This window comes from Rhodanobacter sp. UC4451_H18 (genome assembly GCF_052978225.1).
Map to the genome: position 1 here is coordinate 2,541,017 of NZ_CM129663.1, position 22,957 is coordinate 2,563,973.

Genomic DNA, 22,957 nt, shown 5'->3' on the forward strand with positions numbered 1-22,957 from the left:
CATGCCCACTCCCACCTCCCTGCGACGCGCCCTGGTCACCGGTGGCAGCGGCGAGCTCGGCGGCGCCATCGCCCAGGCACTGGCCGGCGGCGGCTACCACGTGATCGTGCACGCGAACCGCAGCCTGCATCGCGCCGAGGCGGTGGTCGGCGAAATCGTCGCCGGCGGCGGCAGTGCGCAGGCCACCGCCTTCGACGTGAGCGACGCCGAGGTCACCCGCGCGGCGCTGGACGTGCTGCTCGGCGAGGGCTGCATCCATGCGGTGATCAACAACGCCGGCATCCACGACGACGCGCCGATGGCCGGGATGAGCTCCGAGCAATGGCACCGGGTGATCGACGTGAGCCTGCACGGCTTCTTCAATGTCACCCAGCCGCTGCTGCTGCCGATGGCGCGCGCGCGCTTCGGCCGCATCGTGTCGATCAGCTCGGTCGCGGCGCTGCTGGGCAACCGCGGGCAGACCAACTACGCTGCCGCCAAGGCCGCGCTGCATGGCGCCAGCAAATCGCTGGCGCGCGAAATGGCCTCGCGCGGGATCACCGTCAACGTGGTCGCGCCTGGCGTGATCGAGGGGCGCATGGCCGACGCCGCGTTCCCGCCCGAACGCATCCGCGAGCTGGTGCCGGCCCAGCGCGCCGGCACGCCGGAGGAAGTGGCGGCACTGGTGGCGTTCCTGTGCTCGGAGGCGGCCGGCTACATCAACGGCCAGGTGATCGGGGTAAACGGCGGGATGGCCTGATCCCGCGCTAAAGACTGCCCCCGCGGGGCCGATACCGACACTGGAGGGCCCAGTCGGGTCCCCGCAACCGAGTCCGGGCGCGTGGCGCCGGGAGTGTCCGTGATCGAGCACGAATTCATCGAGGAAGACAGCCTGGAGCTGGCCGACCCGTGCAGCGAGGTGCTGACGGCGCGGCCGGCGGCCGTCGAGGCGCCCGACGAATGGCGCGTGCTCGATTCGCTGGCGGCGCTCACCCATCACCGCGATCTCGACGCGCTCGACCACAGCCTGGTGCTGACCCTGGCCGAACTGACCGGTGCGCGCCGCGTGACCCTGGCCAAGTGCTTCCCCGAGGACAGCGCGCTGGAAAGCGTGGTGTGCTGCTCGCCCGACAGCGTCGGCGCGTACCAGGTGCATCCGCTGGAACCGGAATGCCTGGGTGCGGCGCTGGGCCCGATTCATCGCTGCCTGCAGGACATGCAGGCGCAGACCGAAACCCGCAACGGCCTGCATCGCCAGCTGGTGCCGATCGTGCGTGAAGGGCATGCGATCGGTGCGCTGCAACTGGACAGCGCGCTGGCGCCGCTGCGCAGCCGGTCGCTGATCGACGGCTTCGCGCGCATCTACGCCAACTACACCGCGCTGCTGCACGAGAGCGAGCACGACAAGCTGACCGGCCTGTACAACCGGCGCAGCCTGGAGCGCCAGTTGCAGCGGATGCTGCAACTGCGCGATACGCCGCTGCGGCCGTATCCGCATGCCGTTCCGCCCGCGCAGGAGCAGCGCGCGGCGCCGGCCGGCGAGGCGGCGCAGGTGTGGCTGGCGATCGTGGACATCGACCATTTCAAGCACATCAACGACAATTTCGGCCACGTCTACGGCGACGAGGTGATCCTGCTGCTGGCACAGCAGATGCGCGCCTGCTTCCGTCGCGGCGACGTGCTGTTCCGCTTCGGCGGCGAGGAGTTCGTGGCCCTGTTCAGCGCCACCGACGAGGTCACCGTGCACGGCGTGCTGGAACGCTTCCGCGCGCACGTCGCCCGCTTCGCCTTCCCGCTGGTCGGTCACGTCACCATCAGCATCGGCTACTCGCGCATCGGCGCGCACGACTACCCCGCCGTGGCGCTCGACCGCGCCGACCAGGCGCTGTATTTCGTCAAGCAGCACGGCCGCGACGGCGTGCGCGGCTACGAGGAACTCGGCGCCTGCGGCGCACTCGGCCGTGGCCTCGCCGCGGGCAGCATCGACCTGTTCTAGCCGTTCATCCTTCGGCCGTCCGCAGGACGCTTCCCGCTCACGTGCGCAGCAGCAAGCGGTAGGCCGGGTGCGCGCTGTCGTCCACGTGCCGGTAGCCGAGCGTGGCGAGGAACCGCGCGAACAGGGCGTGTTCGGCGGCCGGCACCTGCAGGCCGACCAGGATGCGGCCGTGGTCGGCGCCGTGGTTGCGGTAGTGGAACAGGCTGATGTTCCAGTCCGGGTGCAGCTGGTCGAGGAAGTGCACCAGGGCGCCGGGGCGTTCGGGGAATTCGAAGCGGTACAGCAGTTCGTCGCGGGCCAGCGGCGAGCGGCCGCCGACCATGTGGCGCAGGTGCAGCTTGGCCAGTTCGTCGTCGGTGAGGTCGAGCACGGCGAAGGCCTGCGCATGGAAGGCGGCGACCAGCGCCTCGCGTTCGGCGCGGCTGGCGATCTGCACGCCGACGAAGATGTGTGCGCTGTGCGTGTCGCCGATGCGGTAGTTGAACTCGGTGATCTGGTGCCGGCCCAGCGTGGCGCAGAAGCGGCGGAAGCTGCCGCGCTCCTCCGGGATGGTCACCGCGAACACCGCCTCGCGCTGCTCGCCCAGCTCGGCGCGCTCGGCGACGAAGCGCAGGCGGTCGAAGTTCATGTTGGCGCCGGAGACGATCGCCACCAGCGTGCCGTCGTCGCCGGGGTGCGCGGCGGCGTACTGCTTCAGCCCGGCCAGGGCGAGTGCGCCGGCGGGCTCGGGCACGCTGCGGGTGTCGTGGTAGACGTCGCGGATCGCCGCGCAGATCGCGTCGGCATCCACCCGCAGCATGGCATCGACGTGCTGCCGGCACAGCGCAAAGGTCAGCGCGCCGACCTGCTTCACCGCGGTGCCGTCGGCGAACAGGCCCACCTCGTCCAGCACCACGCGCTCGCCGCGCTCCAGCGAGCGCGCCATCGCGTCCGAATCCGCCGCCTGCACGCCGATCACCTGCACCGCAGGCCGCAGCGCCTTGATGCACGCGGCCACGCCGGCGAGCAGGCCGCCGCCGCCGACCGGCACGAACACCGCCTGCAGCGGGCCGGGGTGCTGGCGCAGGATCTCCAGCGCGATGGTGCCCTGGCCGGCGATCACCGCCGGGTCGTCGAACGGATGCACGAACACCGCAGCGCGCTCGGCTTGCAGTTGCGCGGCGGCGGCCTGGGCCTCGCTGTAGGAGTCGCCGGCCAGCAGCACCTCGACCATCGCGCCGCCGAAGCGGCGCACCGCATCCACCTTCACCTGCGGCGCGGTCACCGGCATCACGATGGTGGCGCGGATACCCAGCTTCGCCGCGGCCAGCGCCACGCCTTGCGCGTGGTTGCCGGCCGAGGCGGCGATCACGCCACGCGCGCGCTGTGCCGCATCCAGCTGCACCATGCGGTTGTACGCGCCGCGCAGCTTGAACGAGAACACGCTCTGCTGGTCCTCGCGCTTGAGCAGTACGCGCCGGCCCAGCCGTGCGCCGAGCAACGGCGCCTCGTCCAGCGCCGATTCGCGCGCCACGTCATGCACGCGGGCGCCGAGGATCTGCGCGAGCAGGGCGTCGTCGCCGTCGAGCGGCAGTGGCGCGGCTGCATTCACGCGGCGAGCGCGGCGGCCGGGTGCGCCACCTGCAGCACGTCCACCAGCTTGCGCGTCTGCTGCATGATCCGGCCCAGCCCGGCCTCGTCGCATTGCACGGTGAGGACCAGCCGCGACACCGACGGGTCGTGCGTGGGGCCGACGGTCAGCGTGTCGATGTTGTAGCCGCGCGCGGCAAACAGCCCGGCCACGCGCACCAGCGCGCCGGCTTCGTTCTGCAGCAGGATGGACAGGGTGTGGTTCATGGCGATGCTCCGTGGGTGGTCCTTTCCCTGCGGTCACCGGAGGGAGAAGGGAAAATCGAAAGCTCAGAACATGTGCGACGTCGCGCCTTCGTCCACGGCTGCCGCCTTGCGCGAGGCGATGAAATCGCCGGTGATCATCTGCGCGTAGCTGGCGCCAGGGCCGACCATCGGGTACACGCCGGCGTCCGGGTCGATCACCACTTCGAGGAAGGCCGGGCCGGCGAAGGCGAGGAAATCGGCGACGGTCGCCTCCAGCGCGGCCGGCTGGTCGAGTCGTCGCGCCCAGGCGAATCCGTCGGCCTGCGCGGCGAGCACGAAATCCTTCTTGTGCAGGCTCTTGTCGGAGCCGGCAAAGCGACCCTTGAAATACAGCCGCTGCCACTGCCGCACCATGCCGTCGCCGCTGTTGTTGAGCACCACGACCTTCAGCGGCAGGCCGTAGGTGGTGACGGTTTCCAGCTCGCCGATGTTCATGCGGATGCTGGCGTCGCCGTCGATGTCGATCACGAGCTTGCCCGGGTGCGCGAACTGCGCGCCGATCGCCGCGGGCAGGCCGAAGCCCATCGTGCCCATCGAGCCGGAGGTGAGCCAATGCCGTGGCGCGCGGAAATCGAAGTACTGCGCCGCCCACATCTGGTGCTGGCCGACGCCGGTGCTGATGATCGCGCGGCCCTGCGTGTGGCGGTTGAGCGCCTCGATCACCGCGTATGGCTGGATCAGCGCGCTGGCGCGGTCGTAGTCCATGGCGTGCGTGCGCTTGAGCCCGGCCACGTGCGCATGCCACGCGGCGAGCTGCGGCGCGATGGCGTGCGCGCGGCCGTACGCGGTGAGCCGTTCCAGCGCGCGCGTGAGCGGGCCGACGTGGTGCCAGTCCACGCGCTTGACCTTGCCGATCTCGGCCGGGTCGATGTCGATCTGCGCGATGAACTTCGCGCCCGGCGCGAACCTGTCCGGCACGCCGGCCACGCGATCGTCGAAGCGCGCGCCCAATGCCAGCACGAAATCGCAGTCTTCCACCGCGTAGTTCGCATAGGCGGTGCCGTGCATGCCGAGCATGTGCAGCGCGCGCGGGTCGGCGGTGTCGAACGCGCCCAGGCCCATCAAGGTGGTGGTGACCGGCAGCCCGAAGGCGTCGACGAAGTCGCGCAGCGCCGTGCTGGCGTCTGCCGCGATCACGCCGCCGCCGGCGTAGATCAGCGGTCGCCGCGCCTGCGCCAGCGCGGCAAAGAACGCCGCGCAGTCCGTGTCGGAGAGGCTGGCCTGCTCCACCGTGCGCAGCCGCGAGCGATAGCCGCCGAGCAGCAGTTCGCCGCTGCCGTGCCAGTCGATCGCGGCGTTCTGCACGTCCTTGGGCACGTCCACCACCACCGGGCCGGGGCGGCCGCTGCGCGCCAGGGTGAACGCGGTGCGCACGGTCGCCTCCAGCTGCGCCGCATCGGTGACCAGGAACACGTGCTTGGCGCAGGCGCCCATGATGTTGCTGACCGGCGCCTCCTGGAACGCGTCGCTGCCGATCGAGGCGGTGCCGACCTGGCCGCAGATCATCACCAGCGGAATCGAGTCGGCCATCGAGTCGCGCACCGGCGTGACCATGTTGGTCGCACCCGGGCCGGAGGTGACGATGGCCACGCCGACCTTGCCCGAGGCGCGCGCGTAGCCGGCCGCCATGAACCCGGCGCCCTGCTCGTTGGCCGGCACCACCAGCGGCATCGACTCGCCGCCGTCTTCGCGGGGGTGCAAGGCGTTGTGGCGGAACACCGCGTCGTACACCGGCAGGATCGCGCCGCCGGAGTAGCCGAAGATCACCTCCACGCCCTCGTCGGCGAGCACCTGCACGATCGCCTCGGCGCCGCTGGCCGGCACCGCGACGGGTGAGGGATGGGCGACGGCGACGGCCGCGCTGGCGGGTGGGGAAGAGGTGGTCACGATGACTCCTGGCGGTGCCGGTCGGGCCGGCGGGTCGAAGAGGTGCGGCTCAGTTGCGGATCAGTTCTTCCGCGGCGCCCTGGTGCACGGGCACGCCGTAGGTCGAGATGATCCGCAGCTCCTGCGCCACGGCGGAGAAGTTCTCCCACGCGATGCCGTTGACGTCGGCCTCGCAGGTGAAGCCGCGCGCGTCGTCGTCCTCGAAACCCACGTGGCGCAACTGTCCGGCGTGCGCGGGTTCGCGGCTGATCGAGAAGTTGAGCTGGTCGGTACGCCACAGGGCGTAGCTGCCGGGCACCAGCGCGTGCGGCGGCTGGCCCAGGCGGGCGCTGTAATCGGCGACGGAGGCGTCCAGGTCGGCAACGGCCAGGGCGATGTGGAAGCGTTTCATGGCAAACCTCGTGATGTCGGGACAAGTCATTCGGGTCGCCGGCGAAGTACCGGCCGACCCGCGGGGATTCAACCGGCTTTCTTCAGCGGCTCGACGACGGTCTTCGGTGCGCTTGGCTGCAGCCACGGCATCTGTGCCCGCAGCTTCGCGCCGACCTGCTCGATCGGATGCGCGAGGTCGGCCTGCTTGAGCCGGTTGTAGTTCGGCAGGCCGGCCTTGTATTCGGCCGTCCAGTTGCGCGCGAAGGTGCCGTCCTGGATGTCGGTGAGCACTTCCTTCATGCGCGCCTTCACGCCGGCGTCGACCACCCGCGGGCCACTGACGTAGTCGCCGTACTGCGCCGTCTCGGAGACGAACTGCAGCATCTTGGCCAGGCCGCCCTCGTAGAACAGGTCCACGATCAGCTTCAGCTCGTGCATCACCTCGTAATAGGCGATCTCCGGCTGGTAGCCGGCTTCCACCAGGGTCTCGAAACCCTTGGTCACCAGCTCGCTGGCGCCGCCGCAGAGCACCGCCTGCTCGCCGAACAGGTCGGTCTCGGTCTCTTCCTTGAAGTCGGTCTTGATGAGCATCGCGCGGCCGCCGCCGATGCCGTCGGCGTAGCCTTTCGTCTTCGCCTCGGCCTGGCCGCTGACGTCCTGGTGCACCGCCCAGATGCACGGCACGCCGCGGCCGCGCTCGTACTCGCTGCGCACCAGCGCGCCGGGGCCCTTGGGTGCGACCAGGATCACGTCGACGTCGGCGCGCGGCACGATCTGCCCGAAATGCACGTTGAAACCGTGCGCGAACAAGAGCGCGGCGCCGGGCTTGAGGTTCGGCTCGATCGCTTCCTTGTACAGCGCGGGCTGCACCATGTCGGGCGTGAGCACGGCGACCAGGTCGGCGCCTTTCACCGCCTCGGCCGGCTCGGCGACCTTGAAGCCGTCGGCTTTCGCCTTGTGCCAGGTCGGCCCGTTCGGGCGCAGGCCGACCACCACGTCGAGGCCGGAGTCGCGCAGGTTCAGCGCGTGCGCGCGGCCCTGGCTGCCGTAGCCGAGCACGGCGATGCGGGATTTGGCGAGGGTGTTGTTGCTGCTCATGCGGTGACTCCCTGGTTGGATGCGATGGTGGTGTGCGGTGCGGGTGAGGCGGGTTGCGTGGTGGCGCCATCGGAGGCAGAGCCCACCAGCAGGGCGAACTTGGCGAGCACGCCGCGGCTGACTTTCGGTGCCGGTGGCTGCCACCGCGCGCGGCGCGCGGCGAGGTCGGCGTCGGTGGAAATTTCGCGGGCGAGCGCGTCGATGCGGATGCAGTCGCCGTCGGCCAGCAGCGCGATCGGCCCGCCGCGGGCGGCTTCCGGCGCCATGTGGCCGACCATGAAGCCGTGGGTGGCGCCGGAGAAGCGGCCGTCGGTGATCAGCGCCACGTCGTCGCCGAGACCGCGGCCGATCAGCGCGGCGGTGACGCCGAGCATCTCGCGCATGCCGGGGCCGCCGGCCGGGCCTTCGTTGCGGATCACCACCACGTCGCCCTTCGCGATGCGGCCTTCCTGCACGGCGGCGAAGGCAGCCTCCTCGCTCTCGAACACGCGTGCGCTGCCCTCGAAGCGGGTGCCGCCGTGGCCGGGGCCGTGCTTGCCGGGGATCTTCAGGATGCAGCCATCCGGCGCGAGATTGCCGTAGAGAATGGAATAGCCGCCGTGCGGTTTCAGCGGCGCACTCACGGGCGCGATCACCGGTTGGTCGGCGAAGCGTGGCGCGGCGGCGGCCTCCGCGAACAGGCTGCGGCCGGTGACGGTGGGCGCGTCGATCAGCATGCCGGCTTCGATCAGCTCCTGCGCCACGCGCGCGGCGCCGCCGGCGTCGAACATCTCCACCGCGGTGTAGCGGCCGGAGGGCAGCAGGTCGGCGATCACCGGAGTGGCCTCGGTGGCCGGCTGGAAATCCTCCAGCGACCAGTCCACGCCGGCCTCGCGGGCGATCGCGAGCAGGTGCAGCACCGCGTTGGTGGAGCCGGCGGTGGCCGCGACCATGCGCGCGGCGTTGTGCATCGCGGTGCGGCTGATCAGGGCACGCGGCGTGCGGCCCTCGCGCAGGCAGTCCATCACCAGCTCGCCGCAGCGGCGCGCGGCGGCGAGCTTGTCCGGATGGGTGGCAGGAATGTCGTTCAGTCCCATCGGCGACAGCCCCAGCGTGGTCAGCACCATCGCCATGGTGTTGGCGGTGAACTGGCCGCCGCAGGCGCCGGCGCCGCCGCAGGCGTCGCATTCCACCGCGTGCAGTTCCGCGTCGTCGATCTTGCCTGCGCCGTGCGCGCCCACCGCCTCGAACACCTGCTGGATGGTGATCGGCCGGTTCTTGTGCAGGCCATGCGCGATGGTGCCGCCATAGAGCGCGACGGCCGGGATGTCCAGCCGCGCCATTGCCATCGCGGCAGCGGGGATGGTCTTGTCGCAGCCGCACAGCACCACCATGGCGTCGCACAGGTGGCCTTCCACCGCCGCCTCGATCGAGTCGGTGATGACCTCGCGGCTGACCAGCGAATAGCGCATGCCCGGCGTGCCCATGGCGATGCCGTCGGTGACCGCGATGGTGTTGAACTCCACCGGCGTGCCGCCGGCAGCGCGCACGCCTTCCATCGCTGCCTGCGCGAGATCGCGCAGGTTGAGGTTGCATGGCGAGACGTCCGACCAGGTGTGCACCACCGCCACCAGCGGCTTCTTCAGCGCGGCGTCGTCCAGGCCGGTGGCGCGCAACATGGCACGGGCGGGCGCGCGGTCGGGGCCGCTCTTGATCAGGTCACTGCGCATGAAGAAAGCTCCGAAGGACTAACTCCCTTGACGGGGAGACAAATCGGCAGGAAGGCCGATTTGCACGGCGCCAGCCCCCCGCAGGGTGAGGGCCAGGGATGGCCCGAATGAAGGGGCCTCGAAGGGGCGGATGAGGGGTGGGTGCTCGCCATGAAGTCGATTGGCAGCGAATGGAAAAGCGCCCCCTGCGCGCGAGGGAGGTCGACGGAATGGCGAGGGAGTCGGCGCCATCGCGGCGTGCAGGAGCCATCCATGTCGCATGCGCGCAGGGGGCGGCAGAAAATGCGGGCACGTCCGTGTGCCCGCCGGGGAAAGCTGGCCGGATCAGCCGCATGCGCGTGCTCCGGCAAAGAACACGGCGGCGCTGCCGGCGTGCTCGTCGATCGCGGCGATCACTGCATCGCGCACCTCGTCGGTGCCGGCGCTGCCGCCGATGTCGCGACTGTGCGGGCCGTGGCGCAGCACCTGCTCGACCGCCGATTCGATCGCCGCCGCTTCGGCTTCCAGGCCCAGCGAATGGCGCAGCAGCAGCGCGGCGGAAAGGATGGCGCCGACCGGGTTGGCCACGCCCTGGCCGGCGATGTCCGGCGCCGAGCCGTGGATCGGTTCGTACAGTCCACGGCGACCGTCGCCCAGCGACGCCGACGGCAGCAGGCCGAGCGAGCCGGCCAGCGCGGCGGCCTCGTCGGTGAGGATGTCGCCGAACAGGTTCTCGGTGACCACCACGTCGTAGCGGTTCGGCTGGGTCAGCAGCAGCATCGCCATCGAGTCGACCAGCTGGTGCTCGAGCTTGACGTCGGGGTAGTCGGCGGCGATGCGCTGCACCGTGCTGCGCCACAGCCGCGAGGTTTCCAGCACGTTCGCCTTGTCGACCGAGGTGACATGGCGGCGGCGGTCGCGCGCCAGATCGAACGCACGGCGCACCACGCGCTCGATCTCGGCCACGGTGTACCTGCACTCGTCGGTGGCGGCGTCGGCGCTGCGCGTCTTCGCGCCGAAATAGGCGCCGCCGGTGAGCTCGCGCACGAACAGCACGTCGACGTTTTCCAGCTTGTCGTTCTTCAGCGGCGACAGGTTGGCCAGCGCCGGATGCACCTGCAGCGGGCGCAGGTTCGCGTACACGCCGAGCGCAGCGCGCAGCGCCAGCAGGCCCTGTTCGGGGCGCACGGATGCGTTCGGATCGGACCACTTCGGGCCGCCAACGGCGCCCAGCAGCACCGCATCGGCGGACCGGCACGCGGCCAGCGAAGCGGCCGGCAGCGGTTCGCCGGTGGCGTCGATCGCGATGCCGCCGATCAGCTGTTCCTCGAACGCGAACACGTGCTCATGGCGCGCGGCCACGGTCTTCAATACGGCCACCGCGGCGGCGGTGACCTCGGGGCCGACGCCATCGCCGGGCAGGGTGACGATGCGTGCCTTCATGCCGCTTGCTCCTGTTGTTCGTACCGATGGATGGCCTCACCCTGCTGCAGCAGGTAGCCGAGCTGGTCGACGCCGTTGAGCAGGCAGTGCCGCGCGAACGGCTCCAGCGCGAACGGGATGTGGCCGCCGTCGGGCAGTTCGATGAACTGGCCGCGCACGTCGATCGCCAGCTCGATGCCGGGGTGCTTGAGCAGCCAGTGGTGTTCCCGCGCCGCGAGCTGGATCGCCAGCAAGCCGTTCTTCAGCGCGTTGCCGCGGAAGATGTCCGCGATCTCGCTGCACAGCACCGCCTGGATGCCGTAATCCAGCAGCGCCCACGGCGCGTGCTCGCGTGAGGAGCCGCAGCCGAAGTTGCGCCCGGCGACGAGGATCGAGCAGCCGCGCGCTTCCGGCCGGTTCAGCGGGAACGCCGGGTTGTCGCTGCCGTCGGCCTGGTAGCGCCAGTCGTGAAAGCACAGCTGGCCCAGCCCCTCGCGCGTGGTGGTGGTGAGGAAGCGCGCCGGGATGATGCGGTCGGTGTCGATGTTCTCGTCGGCCAGCACGGCGGTGCGGGAGTGGAGGCGGGTGATCGGTTTCATGCGGCTTGCTCCTGCGTCGTGTACTCGCGCGGATCGGCGATGCGCCCGGCGATCGCCGATGCGGCGGCGGTGGCCGGGCTGGCCAGCACGGTGCGTGCGCCCTTGCCCTGGCGGCCTTCGAAGTTGCGGTTGGAGGTGCTCACCACCAGCTGGCCCGGCTGCGCCAGGTCGCCGTTCATCGCGATGCACATCGAGCAGCCGGGCACGCGCCACTCGGCGCCGGCGGCGGTGAACACGTGGTGCAGGCCTTCGCGCTCGGCGTCGCGGCGCACCGCCTCGGAACCGGGCACCACCAGCATGCGTACACCTTGCGCGATGCGTCGGCCATGCAGCACGCGCGCCGCTTCGCGCAGGTCGGACAGGCGCGAGTTGGTGCAGCTGCCGACGAACACGACGTCGACCGGCGTGCCCTGCATCGGCTGGCCGGGCGTGCTCTGCATGTAGTCGAGCGCGCGGCGTTCCTGCGCATTGGTCGCCGCCGGTACCGGCGCGTCCATCGCGATCGCCATGCCCGGATGGGTGCCGTAGGTGACGGTGGGTCTCACCGCGCCGGCGTCGATGCGCACCTCGCGGTCGTAGCGCGCGCCGTCGTCGCTGCGCAATGCGCGCCACCTCGCCACCGCCGCGTCCCACGCGGCGCCCTGCGGCACGCGCGGGCGACCCTTCAGCCAGGCGAACGTGGTCTCGTCCGGCGCGATCAGCCCGGCGCGCGCGCCGGCCTCGATCGACATGTTGCAGACGGTCATGCGCTGGTCCATCGACAGCGCCTCGATCGCCGCACCGCGGTACTCCAGCACGTGGCCGGTGCCGCCATCGACGCCGATCGTGCCGATGATGTGCAGGATCAGATCCTTCGCGCCCACGCCCGGCGGCAATTGGCCGTCCACGTGGATCGCCATGGTCTTCGGCCTGCGCTGCAGCAGGCACTGCGTGGCCATCACGTGGCCGACCTCGGTGGTGCCGATGCCGAACGCCAGCGCGCCGAACGCGCCGTGGGTGGAGGTGTGGCTGTCGCCGCAGACAATGGTCATGCCCGGCTGGGTCGCGCCCAGCTCGGGGCCGATCACGTGCACGATGCCGCGGTCGGCGCTGTCCCAGCCGTGCAGTTCGACGCCGAACTCGCGGCAGTTCGCTTCCAGCTGCGCGACCTGCGCCTGCGCCTCGGCGTTCGCATACGGGCGGCTGCCGTCGGCATTCGTCGGCAGGGTCGGCGTGGAATGATCCAGCGTGGCCAGCATGCGGTCGGGCCGGCGCAGTTTCAGCCCACGCTCGCGCAGTTCGCTGAACGCCTGCGGCGAGGTGACCTCGTGCACCAGGTGCAGGTCGACGTAGATCACCGCCGGCGTGTCGGCGGTTTCGGCGACGACGACGTGGGCGTCCCAGACTTTCTCGAAGAGGGTCCGTGAGGTCATGCCGCGACCTCCGTCACTTCGTGCGCTCGTCCCTGAGCGCGATCACCAGCTGGTGCTGAGCCACAATCAGGGACGACTGCATTGACCACACTCAACCAGCCGTAGCGATCCTCGGTGCGGCCGTCGAACAGGCCGAAGAACGCCTGCTGCAAAGCCTTCGTGATCGGCCCCGGTGCGCCCTTGCCGATCGCCTTGCGGTCGACCGAACGCACCGGGGTGATTTCGGCGGCGGTACCGGTCATGAACACTTCGTCGGCGGAATACAACGCCTCGCGCGGCAGCTCGCGCTCCTCCACCGCGATGCCGAGGTCCGCGGCCAGGGTGAGTACCGCGTCGCGCGTGATGCCGGCCAGGATGCCGGCGCTGGACGGCGGGGTGAGCAGCTTGCCGCGCTTCACCAGGAACAGATTCTCGCCGGCACCTTCGCTGAGCAGGCCGTTGTGGCCCAGCGCGATGCCCTCGTCGTAGCCGTTGCGGCGTGCCTCCAGTCCGATCAGCTGGCTGGACAGGTAGTTGCCGCCGGCCTTGGCCCAGCTGGGGATGGTGTTCGGCGCGGGACGGTTCCACGACGACACGCACACGTCGGCACCGCGCTCGGCCGCCTCGCCCAGGTACGCGCCCCAGTTCAGCGCGATGATCGCCACCTCCACCGGCGCGCCATCCCTTGCCAGCACGCCCAACCCGCCGGCGCCGCGGAACACGATCGGCCGCACGTAGGCCGACGGCATCGCGTTGGCGCGGATCAGTTCCAGGCACGCGGCGTTGATCTCGTCTTCGCTGTAGCCCACCTCGATCTCGTAGACGCGCGCCGACTCGAACAGCCGGCGGGTGTGTTCGGCCAGGCGAAAATAGGCTGGCCCGTTCGGTGTGGCATAGACGCGCTCGCCCTCGAACACCGACGAGCCGTAGTGCAGTGCGTGCGTGCTGACGTGGACGTTGGCATCGGCCCACGGCTTGATCCGGCCGTTGTGCCAGACGAAGGGCGTACTCATGCGGTGGCTCCCAGGGCTTTGGTGTTGCGTGGGGTTGGGGATGCGGTCGCTGGCGTGACCGGCGCGTGTCGTTCGATGCGATTGACGATGGCCAGCGCGGCCTGCGCGGTGGCTTCGACGATGTCGGTGCTGACGCCGTCGCCGTTCCAGTCGCGGCCGGCATGGCGGGCGACCAGCCGAGCCTGGCCCTGGGCATCGCCGCCCTCGCTGACCGCGCGCACCTGGAAATCCGTCAGCCGCAGGTCGCTGTCGGTGGCGCGTTCGATGGCGCGCAGCACCGCGTCGACCGGGCCGTCGCCGATCGCCGCTTCGGCGGCTTCACGGCCATCGTCGTGGCGCAGTTTCACCGCCGCCGAGGCGCCGGCACCCAGGTGCGTGCTGGTGTCCAGACGCAGCAGTCGCCACGGACCCAGCGCGTCGGGGTCCTGGCCCAGCGCCAGCGCTTCCAGATCCTCGTCGTGCACCTCGCGCTTCTTGTCGGCCAGCGTCTTGAAGCGCGCGAAGATCGCGTCCAAAGCTGCTTCTCCCGGCGCGTGGCCCAGCGCCTGCAACCGCTGGCGCAGCGCGGCGCGACCGGAGTGCTTGCCCAGCACCAGCTTGGTCTCGGCCAGGCCCACGTCCTGCGGGCGCATGATTTCGTAGGTGCCGCGATGCTTGAGCATGCCGTGCTGGTGGATGCCCGACTCGTGCGCGAAGGCGTTCGCGCCGACGATTGCCTTGTTGCGCTGCACCTGCTGGCCGGTGAGTTGCGACAGCAGGCGCGAGGCGGGATGCAGCTTGCGCGTATCGATGCGGGTATCCGCGCCGAAGTACGCGCCGCGCACCTTCAACGCCATCACGATCTCCTCCAGCGCGGCGTTGCCGGCGCGCTCGCCGATACCGTTGACGGTGCATTCCACCTGGCGCGCGCCGGCCTCCACCGCGGCCAGGCTGTTGGCCACCGCCATGCCGAGGTCGTTGTGGCAATGGCTGGAGAACACCACGCGTTCGGCGCCGGCGACGTGGGCACGCAGCCAGGCGAAACGTTCGGCGATCTCGGCCGGCGTCATGTAGCCGACCGTGTCCGGTGCATTGAGCGTGCTGGCGCCGGCTGCAACGGCGGCGGCGAATATCTCGGCGAGGAACTCCGGCTCGGTGCGCATCGCGTCCTCGGCGGAGAACTCCACTTCGTGGCAGCGTTCGCGCGCCTGTTCCACCGCGGCCACCGCGGCATCCAGCACCTGCGCCTTGCTCATGCCCAGCTTGTGCTCGCGATGCAGCGCGCTGGTGGAGATGAAAACGTGGATGCGCGAACGCTGTGCCCGCTCCAGCGCGCGGGCGGCGCTGTCGATGTCGCCGGACTGGCAGCGCGCCAGCGCGCACACGGTGGTGGATTTCAGCGACTCGGCGATCTGCGCCACCGCGGCGAAATCATCCGGCGAGGCCTGCGGAAAACCCGCCTCGAGCACGTCCACGCCGAGCGATTCGAGCATCTGCGCCATGCGCAGCTTGGCGCGCCGGTCCATCGAGAAACCGGGCGTCTGCTCGCCGTCGCGCAAGGTGGTGTCGAAGATGCGCACGCGGTCGGCGGCTACGTCGTCGTCGCTGGCGGGGGCGTTGTGCTGGTCGGGGTTTTTCATCATGGCTCCGCTGTGTGGGCGTCGCCGAAGGCACAAAAAAACCCCGCATCCGTTACCGGGTGCGGGGTTCTTTGGGTGTTTTCAGGTTTTTCTAGCTACCTGGACACATGCCCTCAGCCCGCACCTCCGTTGGTAATAAGGAGTACGAGTACGAGGGTAATAATGAGCGTGCCGCGAGCCTGCAGCAGGCCGTCAACCGTCGCGAGACGGTTCATTTCGGCGGTGCGGCAGTGGCTGCTGCGTTGCGACATGAAGCCGACCGTAAGCGATGCCGGCGAGCCTGTCAACAAAAATCTTCATGACGAAATCTTCCAAGCCGCCGCAGCGCAATTTGGACGGCTAGGCTTCCAAATAGATTCAGATGAAACCATTGGCTCTCGCCGGGATCGGCTACCGACAGCACGATGTCGCGCTGCGCCTAGGGGTCCAGACGCATCCACTTGTTGCCCGCGCGCGCGCACAATCCGCCGTCGGCGCAACGCGCCAGCTTGCCGTTGGCGATGGCGGTGTTGATCTGGCCGATCCATTCGGCGCGCACGCTTTCCCGATGCGCCCGCACGCCGACGCAGACCGCCACGCCGATCACCGCCAGCGAAGCCACGGCGCTGGCTACGAAGGTCTTCCACGCATGCGCTGACAACGCCTTGCCGAGGCGGCAAGTGCGCTCTTCCAGCTCGTGGAGGGCACGCTGGAGTTGCTGGGTGCCGTCCTGCATGGTGTATCGGGCTCCCTCCAGTGGCTGGTGCAATCCGCCAGCCACCGCGCTGGCCGCGGCTTGCCGGATGTGGTCGATGGCGCTGGCGGCCAGCCGTTCGGAAGTGCCGGCCAGGCCGTGGGCAGCGCGATCGAGGCGTTGCACGGCGTCGTGAGTCTCCTGCACGACCTGCTCGCCGCGCTGCTCCAGCACGCCGGTGAATGCCGCCAGTTGCAGCGCCAGCGCGCGCAGGTCCTCCGTCTGCGCATGGTTCGACTTGTCGATGTCTTGGCTCATGGGTTCCATCCTCATCGTTGCATCGCCACCGTTTGCCGCACCTGCGCCTCCCGTTCCGCCTGTTGCGCAAGTTGCTGGTTGAGTTGTTGCCCCGCCGCCAGCCACGCCTGCCCTTGTTCCGACTGCAGGTATTGCTGGCCGATCGAACGCATGGCGTCGATGTCCATCGTGCGCGCGGCCGCGACCAGCGCATCGAACATGGCGCGATCGGAACTTGCCGGCGTGATCGGCGGCGCCGTGCGTGTGGATGCGGATGTCAGGTCGGGAGACGTTGGCACGGATTCGGGCGGAGCTGGATGATGATCGGGTCCGATGGCGCCGCGCTCGATCGGCGCATGCACCTGCGTCGCCCGCCACTCTTCGTACTTCTGCGCGATCAACTGTCTGCCGTAGTCCGCATTCGCGCGAACGGCCGACTGTTGCAGCTGGCTGAGTCGCGACAGCTCTTCGCCGCTCGCTCCGTGCGACTCGTGGATCACCACCCTGCCGATCAGCCGCGTTTCCTCCCTGCTGAAATGCCCGTGGCCGTCGGCGTTCCAGGCGTGCCCGGTCTGCGGGTCGGTGATGTGCTTCTCGCTGGCCAGCCCGAGAGCCTGGGTAACAACCTCGGGCAGAGGACCGGTCTCGCTCCAGCCCTTGCCGTAGTAATCCATCACGTAGGCGTTGGCCACGGCCTCGGCGTAGTGCGTGTTGTTGAATTCCCGGTTGGCGGCGAGCTGGTCCAGCGCCTTGGCGGTCTGCGCATCGGCAGGCCGGTCCACCGTCGTGAAAGCAGGAATGCCGAAGCTGTTGTTGGGCAGGCCGGGGAGTTCCACCGTCTGCGCCCAACCGGTGCGCGTGGCGTGCCAGCGGATGCCATCCAGCTCGATCAGCCGCGTGTCCTGCGTGGCCGGATTGGCCAGCGCCAGCGAGGTGATCGCGGTCATGCGCTGGTAGTCCAGTTGCGCCACCTGCTCGGCCGGTGCCGTCGTCACCGCCGCCTGCATCGATGGGGCGCCGTAAGGGTTCGGCACCGCGGAGCCATCGGGATCGAGCTGATAGTGCGTGTGCTTCCAGACACCGCCTTCGTACATGTAGGTGACGCCGTCGGCGCCGGTCTGATGATTGACCTTGTGCTCGGTGATCGTCACGGCAAGCCGGTCGCCTTCAAATGCCCCCGCCACGCTGCCGACCATGCCAGTGACGAGCGCGCCGGGGCCAGTTTCCGCGCCCGCCACAAATCCATAGGCGGCACCCGCTGCGATGCCTCCGATCAGGCCACCCGCCGTGCGCCCTTCATAGCGGCGAAGCAATGCATCTGCTCCGAACGGGTTGCTCTGTGCGCTTAGCGTCTGGTATTGCTTGGCGGTGGTGTAAGCGTCATAGGCAAAGAAGGCCAAGGCGCCGGCACTCAGGCTCTTGGTCGCAGCCATGCGCAGGTACTGGCCAGCTTCGACGTCTATCACGCTTGCGGCTCGCGTCGCCGGCAAACTAGTCGATTGCATGGGGGGCGTGCCGAGCACCTTTGGAGGTGCAGTCGATGTCAACGATATCCGTCTCAAGCCCGCCGCTTCGAGATCCGCTGTGAAGAAAAATGCTTTGGTATCGAGGCCAAGTGACGCTGCGACCTCCTTGGAGATAACGATTTTCGATAACTCTGGGCCCGCGTTCTGCGGCGAAACAAAAATGCCGTTTGCCGCAGCTTTTATGAACCTGCTCTGGGTATAGGCAAGAATTTCACTGGCCTCGCCATGGCGGGCAAGTTTGCGCAGCGCGTCGGTGGAGTGCCCCCCAATGGACATGATGTTCCCGTTTTCGAGAGCGGCAGGAGTTTCTGCAGCGGCGAAGACGCGCCCGAACTCCGCCTGCGATGCAATCAGCGAGATATCGCCCCGCAGTGACCCGGCGAATTCCCTTGAAGTCTCGCCCCAAAGACATCCGTCCAGCGAAGTTGGGCCGTGAATCGGGGCATTGTTCTGTCCGTAAAGAAAGCTCGTCGCCAAATCCATTGCCGCGGTTCGCGACAGGCCTTGTTCGCGATAGATCCGGGTCGCCGCCGACTTGATGTCTCGTTCCGCGGTCGAAAGGAATACGGCGCGAGGCGTTCTGTTGATGATCGGTTGCCCCGTGATATCCGCAATTTCCAGCGCGATGATTTCCGCCCTCACTTCGCCGACTCGCCCGCTGTACAGGATGCCTCCTTGGCTTCCGGCCGGCGCCTCGGCGGAGTAACCGCGAACGATCTTCTGGATATCGGCCAAAGAGGACGCACTGCGGAGGCGTTGGATGTCATTCGCGAAGGACGTCACGGTGTGGCCCTATCATCGCGATCGCTCGCTTCAAGCACCCAGTGATCTGCAAAGTGCACATTCCCGGCGAACCTTGACTCACTGTCGGACGACATGACGAATGGCTTTTCCACCGAGTCGTCTTCCTGGCTGACGTGGCTGACAAGTTCGGAAATCAGTGACCTGGCCAACACCATATCGTCGGGAGAAAGCCTGGTGGAGGTACGTCCGGGCCTGGGCATGGCTACGTCTCCCTGGGAGAAGTAGCCAAAAGAGACGATCTCGATGTTGAAGTTGTTGCCGTCCGGCAGGAAGGATGTCTTGATCTCCCCGTAGAGCACCCGGTCACCCAGCTCGACGGCAAACGTTTCGTGACCAACCTCGTCCCAACCGCGTATGCCGCCCGCGAATCTCGCGCGGCCTTGTTTGAACGTGACCCAGTCGTGTACACCCATAGGTTCTCCTTGCACATGCATCGGTACAAACGCCTCCTGCCCTCGGACTCGCCCGAAGAGGCGCGCCCTCGACATTCATTTCGCGCGACCCAAGGCACCACGCAGCATGGTGCGCTTGCTGTCAGGCCGAGATGACCATATTCTTTACGTCAGGCTCAGCTGAATGCTAGCCTCCGCTTGAATCGGCCACTACTTGCGCGCTCTTGCGAATCCAGTCGATCAGGCCGGGAGGGATGTAGAAATGCTCTCCTCCGGCAAGCGCCACGATCATGCCGAGCCCCGGGTGCATCATTTTCATGAGCTTGTATGCGTTCTCGCGTATGGCGGTAGTGCGGCCACATCGGGTCAAGTCGTCGAGGTTGTCGGACACCACGACGTAGGGGTTCCCGTCTTGTTCGGATTTCGCGATCTCGAATCGAAAATCGCTTGTCGTTGACCCCGAGTCGTTGGTGATAACGGATACGAACACCTTGGTATTGACCAATTGCTCCCAGGCTGGCGTGTAGTCTCCCGCTTCTCGGGAGGCCAACAGTATTTCCTTCAGACTCATGCGCTACTCCATGTGCATTCCAACTCGCGGCACGACCGATTGCTGCCGATCCAGGGGGTCGTCGGGCGTCGGTTCAATCCCGTTTTGGAAGCACAACACGGACGATCGAGATGGGTCAATCGGAATGTTTCCCGTCTTGGCGCAGTCGCGTACTGAGTGCGTTGTCGTCGGCGGTGATGGGGTTGGCGCTGGAGGGACGTTCCAATAACGCGGCAAGAGGCGGTGGTACCGCCACTGGCGCCCCAATCAGCGGCTCCACCACGCCCTCGAACTTGGCCGGATGCGCGGTGGCGACGATGGCCCACGTGGACGTATCGCCTGCCTCGCGCAGCCGATCCAGTTCGTGCATCGCCGTGGCGGTGTGCGGGCAGAACACCTCGCCTTGGTCGCGCGCGTGCGTGGCGATGGTGTGTCCAATGGTGGCGTCGTCGACGCTGCGGGCTTGCAGCAGACGGCGGAGTTCCGTTTCGTCGGGGAAGGTCCAGCGCAGGCGTTCGAAGTTGCTGGGCGCGCCGACGTCCATCGCGTTGGCGAGGGTGGCGACGGCTTCGCGCGGTCGATAGTCGGCGCCGGCGAAGTAGTCGGGCAGGGTGGCGTTGGCGTTGCAGGCCAGGCGCACTTCGCCGATCGGCAGGCCCATTTCGCGCGCCCACAGGCAGGCCATGGCGTTGCCGAGATTGCCGGTGGGGACGATGAAGTTGAGCGGCGTGCGGTGTTCGCGCCACCAGCGCAGCGCGGCGTGGGCGTAGTAGCTCATCTGTGGCAGCAGGCGGCCGAGGCTGATGCTGTTGGCGGAGGACAGTGGTACGTCGGCCTGCAGTGCCGCGTCGTTGAGTGCGGCCTTGACCATGCGCTGGCAATCGTCGAAGCGGCCGGCCACGCGCAGCGCGGTCACGTTGTCGCCGAAGCAGCCGAGCTGGTGCGCCTGGCGCGGCGAAACCCGGCCGTCGGGGTAGAGGATCACCACGCGGACGTTCGGCTGGCGGTGGAACGCCGCGGCTACCGCGGCGCCGGTGTCGCCGGAGGTGGCGACGAGGATCGTCAGCGGTCGCGCATCGGCCCGCGGTAGCCGGCGCAGGCAGGCGGCGAGGAAGCGCGCGCCGAAATCCTTGAACGCCGAAGTGGGGCCGTGGAACAGCTCCAGCATCAGCGTGTGCGGATGGGCGGGCAGCGGACGAAGTGGTGCGTCGAAGGTGAAGGCTTCGGCGCAGATCGCGGGTAGTGCGTCGGCCAGCGCGTCGCCGGCGAAGAACGGCTCCAGCAAGGTGGTGGCGGTGTCGGCCAGCGTGCCGTGCGGATCGAAGGCGGCGGGATCGAGCCGCGGCAGCTGTTCGGGCACGTACAGGCCACCGTCGGGGGCGAGGCCGGCGGCGATCGCCTCGCCGATCGGTACGGCCGGCGCCGCTCCGCGTGTGCTCGCGCAGGAGCCCGCTTGCGGGCGATGCTCTTGAAGCCGGGATTCGGGATCCGTCGGAGCATCGTCCGCGAGCGGGCTCCTGCAAGTGGGGCGCCGGGTCATGGCAGGGTCTCTTCGAGAGAATCGATCAACGTGGCGGCCGGCCCCTCGATCGGCGACACCCACGCATCGCTGTCCAGCCCGGCGTCGGCGAAGGCGGCCTGCATCGCCACGCTGGCCGCCTCGGCATCGGCGCGGTTGTCGTACCAGCCGAACACGCTGGGGCCGGCGCCGGAGATGCTGGCGCCGAGGGCGTGGTGGTCGAGCGCGGCCTGCTTCACCTGCGCGAAGTGCGGTATCAGCGGGGCGCGGCGCGGTTCCACCAGCACGTCTTTCAGGCCTTCGCGCACCAGCGTCGCGTCGCCGCGTTGGCAGCCGGTCAGCACCAGGGCGAGGTTCGAACTCTGCGCCACGAACTCGCCCAGCTCGTAGTGGCCGGCCAGCGCGGCGCGCGCGCGGCGCGTCTCCAGCACCACGTGCGGATGCACCAGCGCACAGTGCCATGCCGCCGGCACGGCGATGCGCACCAAGCGCTCGTGGGTGGCCAGGACCAGGCCGCCGAGCAGCATCGAGCCGAGGTTGTCGCCGTGGCGGCTGCCGCTGGCCACCGCTTCGCCGTCGAGTGCGAACGGGTACAGCGCCTCGCGCGACAGCGGCTGTTCCAGCAAGGCGTTGGCGGCGACCAGTGCGGCCACGCACGAGGCCGCCGAACCGCCCATGCCCGAGCCCAGCGCAATGCCCTTGTGCAGCACCAGCTCGAAACCGAACGGCAGCTTCAGTGCGCGATGCAGCGACAGCAGCGCGGTGCCGGCCGTGTTGTGCCGCGGGTCGAGCGGCAGGCCTTCCACGCAGCCGCGGATGGCGGCGATGCGCACCACCGGTTCCTCGATGCGGCGCACCTCGGCGCGGTCGCCGGCGCCGGCCACGCTGTGGCCGAGCAGGTCGAAGCCGACGCCGACGTTGCCGACGCTGGCCGGGGCGAAGGCGTGGGCGAGGTGCGGCGGTCGTGCGTGTGCAGCCATGAGCGGTTCCTGTAGCGGCGTGTTCATGCATGCACCGCCAGCGATTCGGCGATGCGCAGCAGGTCGGCGAACACGCCGGCCGCGGTGACCTCCGGCCCGGCGCCCGGACCCTGCACCAGCAGCGGATTATCGCAGTAGCGGCGCGTGCTGAACTGCACCACGTTGTCGGTCAGCCGCGTGTGCGCGAACGCGTGGCTGGCCGGCAGCACCTGCAGTCGCACGCTGGCGTGGCCATGGCGGTCGAGGTGGGCAACATGGCGCAGCACGCCGCCAGCCTCGCGCGAGCGGGCCAGCGCGGCGGCCATCGGCGCATCGAGCTCGCCCAGCCGCGCGAAGAACTCCTCGCGGTCCAGTGCGGCGAGCGATGCCGGCACCAGGCTTTCCAGGTCGACGTCTTCCAGCGACAGCGGCCAGCCAGCCTCGCGCGCCAGGATCACCAGCTTGCGCGCCACGTCCAGGCCGGAAAGATCGTCGCGCGGATCGGGTTCGGTATAGCCCAGCGCATGCGCCTCGCGCACCAGTGCGGAGAATGGTTGCCGGCCGTCGTGGCGGTTGCACAGCCAGGCCAGCGTGCCGGAGAACATGCCTTCCACCGCGAGCAGTTCGTCGCCGGTGTCGAGCAGGTCGCGCAGGGTCTGCACCACCGGCAGGCCGGCGCAGACGGTGGCCTCGCAGCGAAAGCGCGCGCCGCCGGCGCAGGCGGTGTGGATCGCCTGCCAGCGCGGCAGCGGGCCGCTGCCGGCGAGCTTGTTCGGCGTCACCACGTGGATGCCCGCGGCCAGCCACTGCGGATAGTGCGAGGCCACTTCGTCGCTGGCGCTGCAGTCGATCAGCAGCGCATGGCGGCCATCGGTGCCGCGCACGTGCGCGGCGAACGCGTCCAGATCATTCGGGCGCCAGGTCTGCGCGCCGCCGTGGCGGTCGTTGAGTTCGGCATCGTCGCAATCCAGCCACATGCGCTTGCGGGCGACCACCCCGCAAAGCCTGAGGTCCAGGCCGAGCGTGCGCGCCAGCCGCGGCTGCGCCGCACGCAGCTGGGCGAGCAGGGCGCTGCCGACGCGGCCGGGGCCAATCACGCCCACCGCCAGCGTGCGCAGCCGCGTGCTGCCGGTGGCATGCGGGGACAGCGGCGGCAGCGGAACATGCTTGGCTTGCTCGGGTGCACAGGTGATCACGGTGGCCTCTCCGGTGGAGGCCCGTGCTCGCTGGCGTGTCGGTATCAGCCGGCCCGCCTCGTCGAGGGCGGGCCGTTGCGTGGAAACTTCAGCTGCGCACGA

General features: G+C 69.1%; 20 protein-coding genes. 2 read left to right on the top strand and 18 right to left on the bottom strand.

The window, feature by feature from the left end; all coding sequences use genetic code 11:
* Nucleotide 1 precedes the first annotated feature (1 nt).
* Both fabG and ACVCMG_RS11535 read left to right on the top strand, forming a co-directional pair.
* Nucleotides 2-739, top strand: a complete 738-nt coding sequence (gene fabG / locus ACVCMG_RS11530) for a 3-oxoacyl-ACP reductase FabG (protein WP_395120604.1) — start codon at nt 2-4, stop codon at nt 737-739.
* A gap of 99 nt (nt 740-838) precedes the next feature.
* Nucleotides 839-1,975, top strand: coding sequence for a GGDEF domain-containing protein (locus ACVCMG_RS11535; protein WP_395120602.1), 1,137 nt, complete (start codon nt 839-841; stop codon nt 1,973-1,975).
* 37 nt (nt 1,976-2,012) lie between these two features.
* Here the strand turns inward: ACVCMG_RS11535 and ilvA are convergent, their stop codons facing one another.
* The 18 genes from ilvA to ACVCMG_RS11625 form a co-directional block, all read right to left on the bottom strand.
* Nucleotides 2,013-3,566, bottom strand: a complete 1,554-nt coding sequence (gene ilvA, locus ACVCMG_RS11540; RefSeq protein WP_447114179.1) for a threonine ammonia-lyase, biosynthetic — start codon at nt 3,564-3,566, stop codon at nt 2,013-2,015.
* The gene (ilvN, locus tag ACVCMG_RS11545) at nt 3,563-3,811 is read right to left on the bottom strand and encodes an acetolactate synthase small subunit (RefSeq protein WP_395120598.1); all 249 of its coding nucleotides are present in this window, start codon (nt 3,809-3,811) and stop codon (nt 3,563-3,565) included. The genes ilvA and ilvN overlap by 4 nt, the downstream gene beginning before the upstream one ends.
* Before the next feature lie 63 nt (nt 3,812-3,874).
* Nucleotides 3,875-5,674: a biosynthetic-type acetolactate synthase large subunit gene (ilvB, locus tag ACVCMG_RS11550; RefSeq protein ID WP_447115412.1), complete on the bottom strand. Its 1,800-nt coding sequence runs from the start codon at nt 5,672-5,674 to the stop codon at nt 3,875-3,877.
* Nucleotides 5,675-5,786: 112 nt separating this feature from the next.
* The gene (locus ACVCMG_RS11555; protein ID WP_395120596.1) at nt 5,787-6,128 is read right to left on the bottom strand and encodes a hypothetical protein; all 342 of its coding nucleotides are present in this window, start codon (nt 6,126-6,128) and stop codon (nt 5,787-5,789) included.
* A 68-nt stretch (nt 6,129-6,196) separates the two neighbouring features.
* Nucleotides 6,197-7,207, bottom strand: coding sequence for a ketol-acid reductoisomerase (ilvC, locus tag ACVCMG_RS11560; protein WP_395120594.1), 1,011 nt, complete (start codon nt 7,205-7,207; stop codon nt 6,197-6,199).
* Nucleotides 7,204-8,916: a dihydroxy-acid dehydratase gene (ilvD, locus tag ACVCMG_RS11565; RefSeq protein WP_447114180.1), complete on the bottom strand. Its 1,713-nt coding sequence runs from the start codon at nt 8,914-8,916 to the stop codon at nt 7,204-7,206. Before ilvD ends, ilvC begins: the two co-directional genes overlap by 4 nt.
* Nucleotides 8,917-9,240: 324 nt before the next feature.
* On the bottom strand, nt 9,241-10,338 hold the full coding sequence (gene leuB / locus ACVCMG_RS11570) for a 3-isopropylmalate dehydrogenase (RefSeq protein ID WP_447106970.1): 1,098 nt from the start codon (nt 10,336-10,338) through the stop codon (nt 9,241-9,243).
* Entirely contained in the window at nt 10,335-10,916 is a 582-nt protein-coding gene (leuD, locus tag ACVCMG_RS11575) for a 3-isopropylmalate dehydratase small subunit (RefSeq protein WP_447106969.1), read from the bottom strand. Before leuD ends, leuB begins: the two co-directional genes overlap by 4 nt.
* Nucleotides 10,913-12,328, bottom strand: a complete 1,416-nt coding sequence (gene leuC, locus ACVCMG_RS11580; protein WP_447114181.1) for a 3-isopropylmalate dehydratase large subunit — start codon at nt 12,326-12,328, stop codon at nt 10,913-10,915. Before leuC ends, leuD begins: the two co-directional genes overlap by 4 nt.
* A complete protein-coding gene (locus ACVCMG_RS11585; RefSeq protein WP_395120584.1) occupies nt 12,325-13,320 on the bottom strand; it encodes a branched-chain amino acid transaminase in 996 nt (331 codons plus the stop codon). The genes leuC and ACVCMG_RS11585 overlap by 4 nt, the downstream gene beginning before the upstream one ends.
* Nucleotides 13,317-14,939 (bottom strand): 2-isopropylmalate synthase, encoded by a 1,623-nt coding sequence (locus ACVCMG_RS11590; protein ID WP_395120582.1) that lies wholly within the window; start codon nt 14,937-14,939, stop codon nt 13,317-13,319. Before ACVCMG_RS11590 ends, ACVCMG_RS11585 begins: the two co-directional genes overlap by 4 nt.
* 418 nt (nt 14,940-15,357) lie before the next feature.
* Complete coding sequence (locus tag ACVCMG_RS11595) at nt 15,358-15,930, bottom strand: hypothetical protein (RefSeq protein ID WP_395120580.1); 573 nt, start codon at nt 15,928-15,930, stop codon at nt 15,358-15,360.
* An 11-nt stretch (nt 15,931-15,941) separates the two neighbouring features.
* Nucleotides 15,942-18,218 carry a hypothetical protein gene (locus ACVCMG_RS11600; protein WP_447114182.1) on the bottom strand — a complete coding sequence of 759 codons (2,277 nt, stop codon included), beginning with the start codon at nt 18,216-18,218 and terminating at the stop codon, nt 15,942-15,944.
* A complete protein-coding gene (locus tag ACVCMG_RS11605) occupies nt 18,215-18,652 on the bottom strand; it encodes a hypothetical protein (RefSeq protein WP_395120577.1) in 438 nt (145 codons plus the stop codon). Before ACVCMG_RS11605 ends, ACVCMG_RS11600 begins: the two co-directional genes overlap by 4 nt.
* Before the next feature lie 166 nt (nt 18,653-18,818).
* A complete protein-coding gene (locus ACVCMG_RS11610; RefSeq protein ID WP_395120575.1) occupies nt 18,819-19,202 on the bottom strand; it encodes a hypothetical protein in 384 nt (127 codons plus the stop codon).
* Between the two features lie 115 nt (nt 19,203-19,317).
* Complete coding sequence (gene thrC / locus ACVCMG_RS11615; RefSeq protein ID WP_447115413.1) at nt 19,318-20,589, bottom strand: threonine synthase; 1,272 nt, start codon at nt 20,587-20,589, stop codon at nt 19,318-19,320.
* A gap of 128 nt (nt 20,590-20,717) precedes the next feature.
* The gene (locus ACVCMG_RS11620) at nt 20,718-21,707 is read right to left on the bottom strand and encodes a homoserine kinase (protein WP_447114183.1); all 990 of its coding nucleotides are present in this window, start codon (nt 21,705-21,707) and stop codon (nt 20,718-20,720) included.
* A complete protein-coding gene (locus ACVCMG_RS11625) occupies nt 21,704-22,855 on the bottom strand; it encodes a homoserine dehydrogenase (RefSeq protein ID WP_395120572.1) in 1,152 nt (383 codons plus the stop codon). The genes ACVCMG_RS11620 and ACVCMG_RS11625 overlap by 4 nt, the downstream gene beginning before the upstream one ends.
* Between the last annotated feature and the right edge of the window lie 102 nt (nt 22,856-22,957).

Coding starts and splice junctions, on each gene's coding strand:
- ACVCMG_RS11555 (WP_395120596.1), bottom strand. CDS start 6,128: ATGAAACGCTTCCACATCGCCCTGGCCGTTGCCGACCTGGACGCCTCC.
- ACVCMG_RS11605 (WP_395120577.1), bottom strand. CDS start 18,652: ATGGGTGTACACGACTGGGTCACGTTCAAACAAGGCCGCGCGAGATTC.
- fabG (WP_395120604.1), top strand. CDS start 2: ATGCCCACTCCCACCTCCCTGCGACGCGCCCTGGTCACCGGTGGCAGC.
- ACVCMG_RS11610 (WP_395120575.1), bottom strand. CDS start 19,202: ATGAGTCTGAAGGAAATACTGTTGGCCTCCCGAGAAGCGGGAGACTAC.
- leuD (WP_447106969.1), bottom strand. CDS start 10,916: ATGAAACCGATCACCCGCCTCCACTCCCGCACCGCCGTGCTGGCCGAC.
- ACVCMG_RS11585 (WP_395120584.1), bottom strand. CDS start 13,320: ATGAGTACGCCCTTCGTCTGGCACAACGGCCGGATCAAGCCGTGGGCC.
- leuC (WP_447114181.1), bottom strand. CDS start 12,328: ATGACCTCACGGACCCTCTTCGAGAAAGTCTGGGACGCCCACGTCGTC.
- ilvN (WP_395120598.1), bottom strand. CDS start 3,811: ATGAACCACACCCTGTCCATCCTGCTGCAGAACGAAGCCGGCGCGCTG.
- ACVCMG_RS11590 (WP_395120582.1), bottom strand. CDS start 14,939: ATGAAAAACCCCGACCAGCACAACGCCCCCGCCAGCGACGACGACGTA.
- ACVCMG_RS11620 (WP_447114183.1), bottom strand. CDS start 21,707: ATGAACACGCCGCTACAGGAACCGCTCATGGCTGCACACGCACGACCG.
- ilvC (WP_395120594.1), bottom strand. CDS start 7,207: ATGAGCAGCAACAACACCCTCGCCAAATCCCGCATCGCCGTGCTCGGC.
- ACVCMG_RS11595 (WP_395120580.1), bottom strand. CDS start 15,930: ATGAGCCAAGACATCGACAAGTCGAACCATGCGCAGACGGAGGACCTG.
- leuB (WP_447106970.1), bottom strand. CDS start 10,338: ATGAAGGCACGCATCGTCACCCTGCCCGGCGATGGCGTCGGCCCCGAG.
- ilvD (WP_447114180.1), bottom strand. CDS start 8,916: ATGCGCAGTGACCTGATCAAGAGCGGCCCCGACCGCGCGCCCGCCCGT.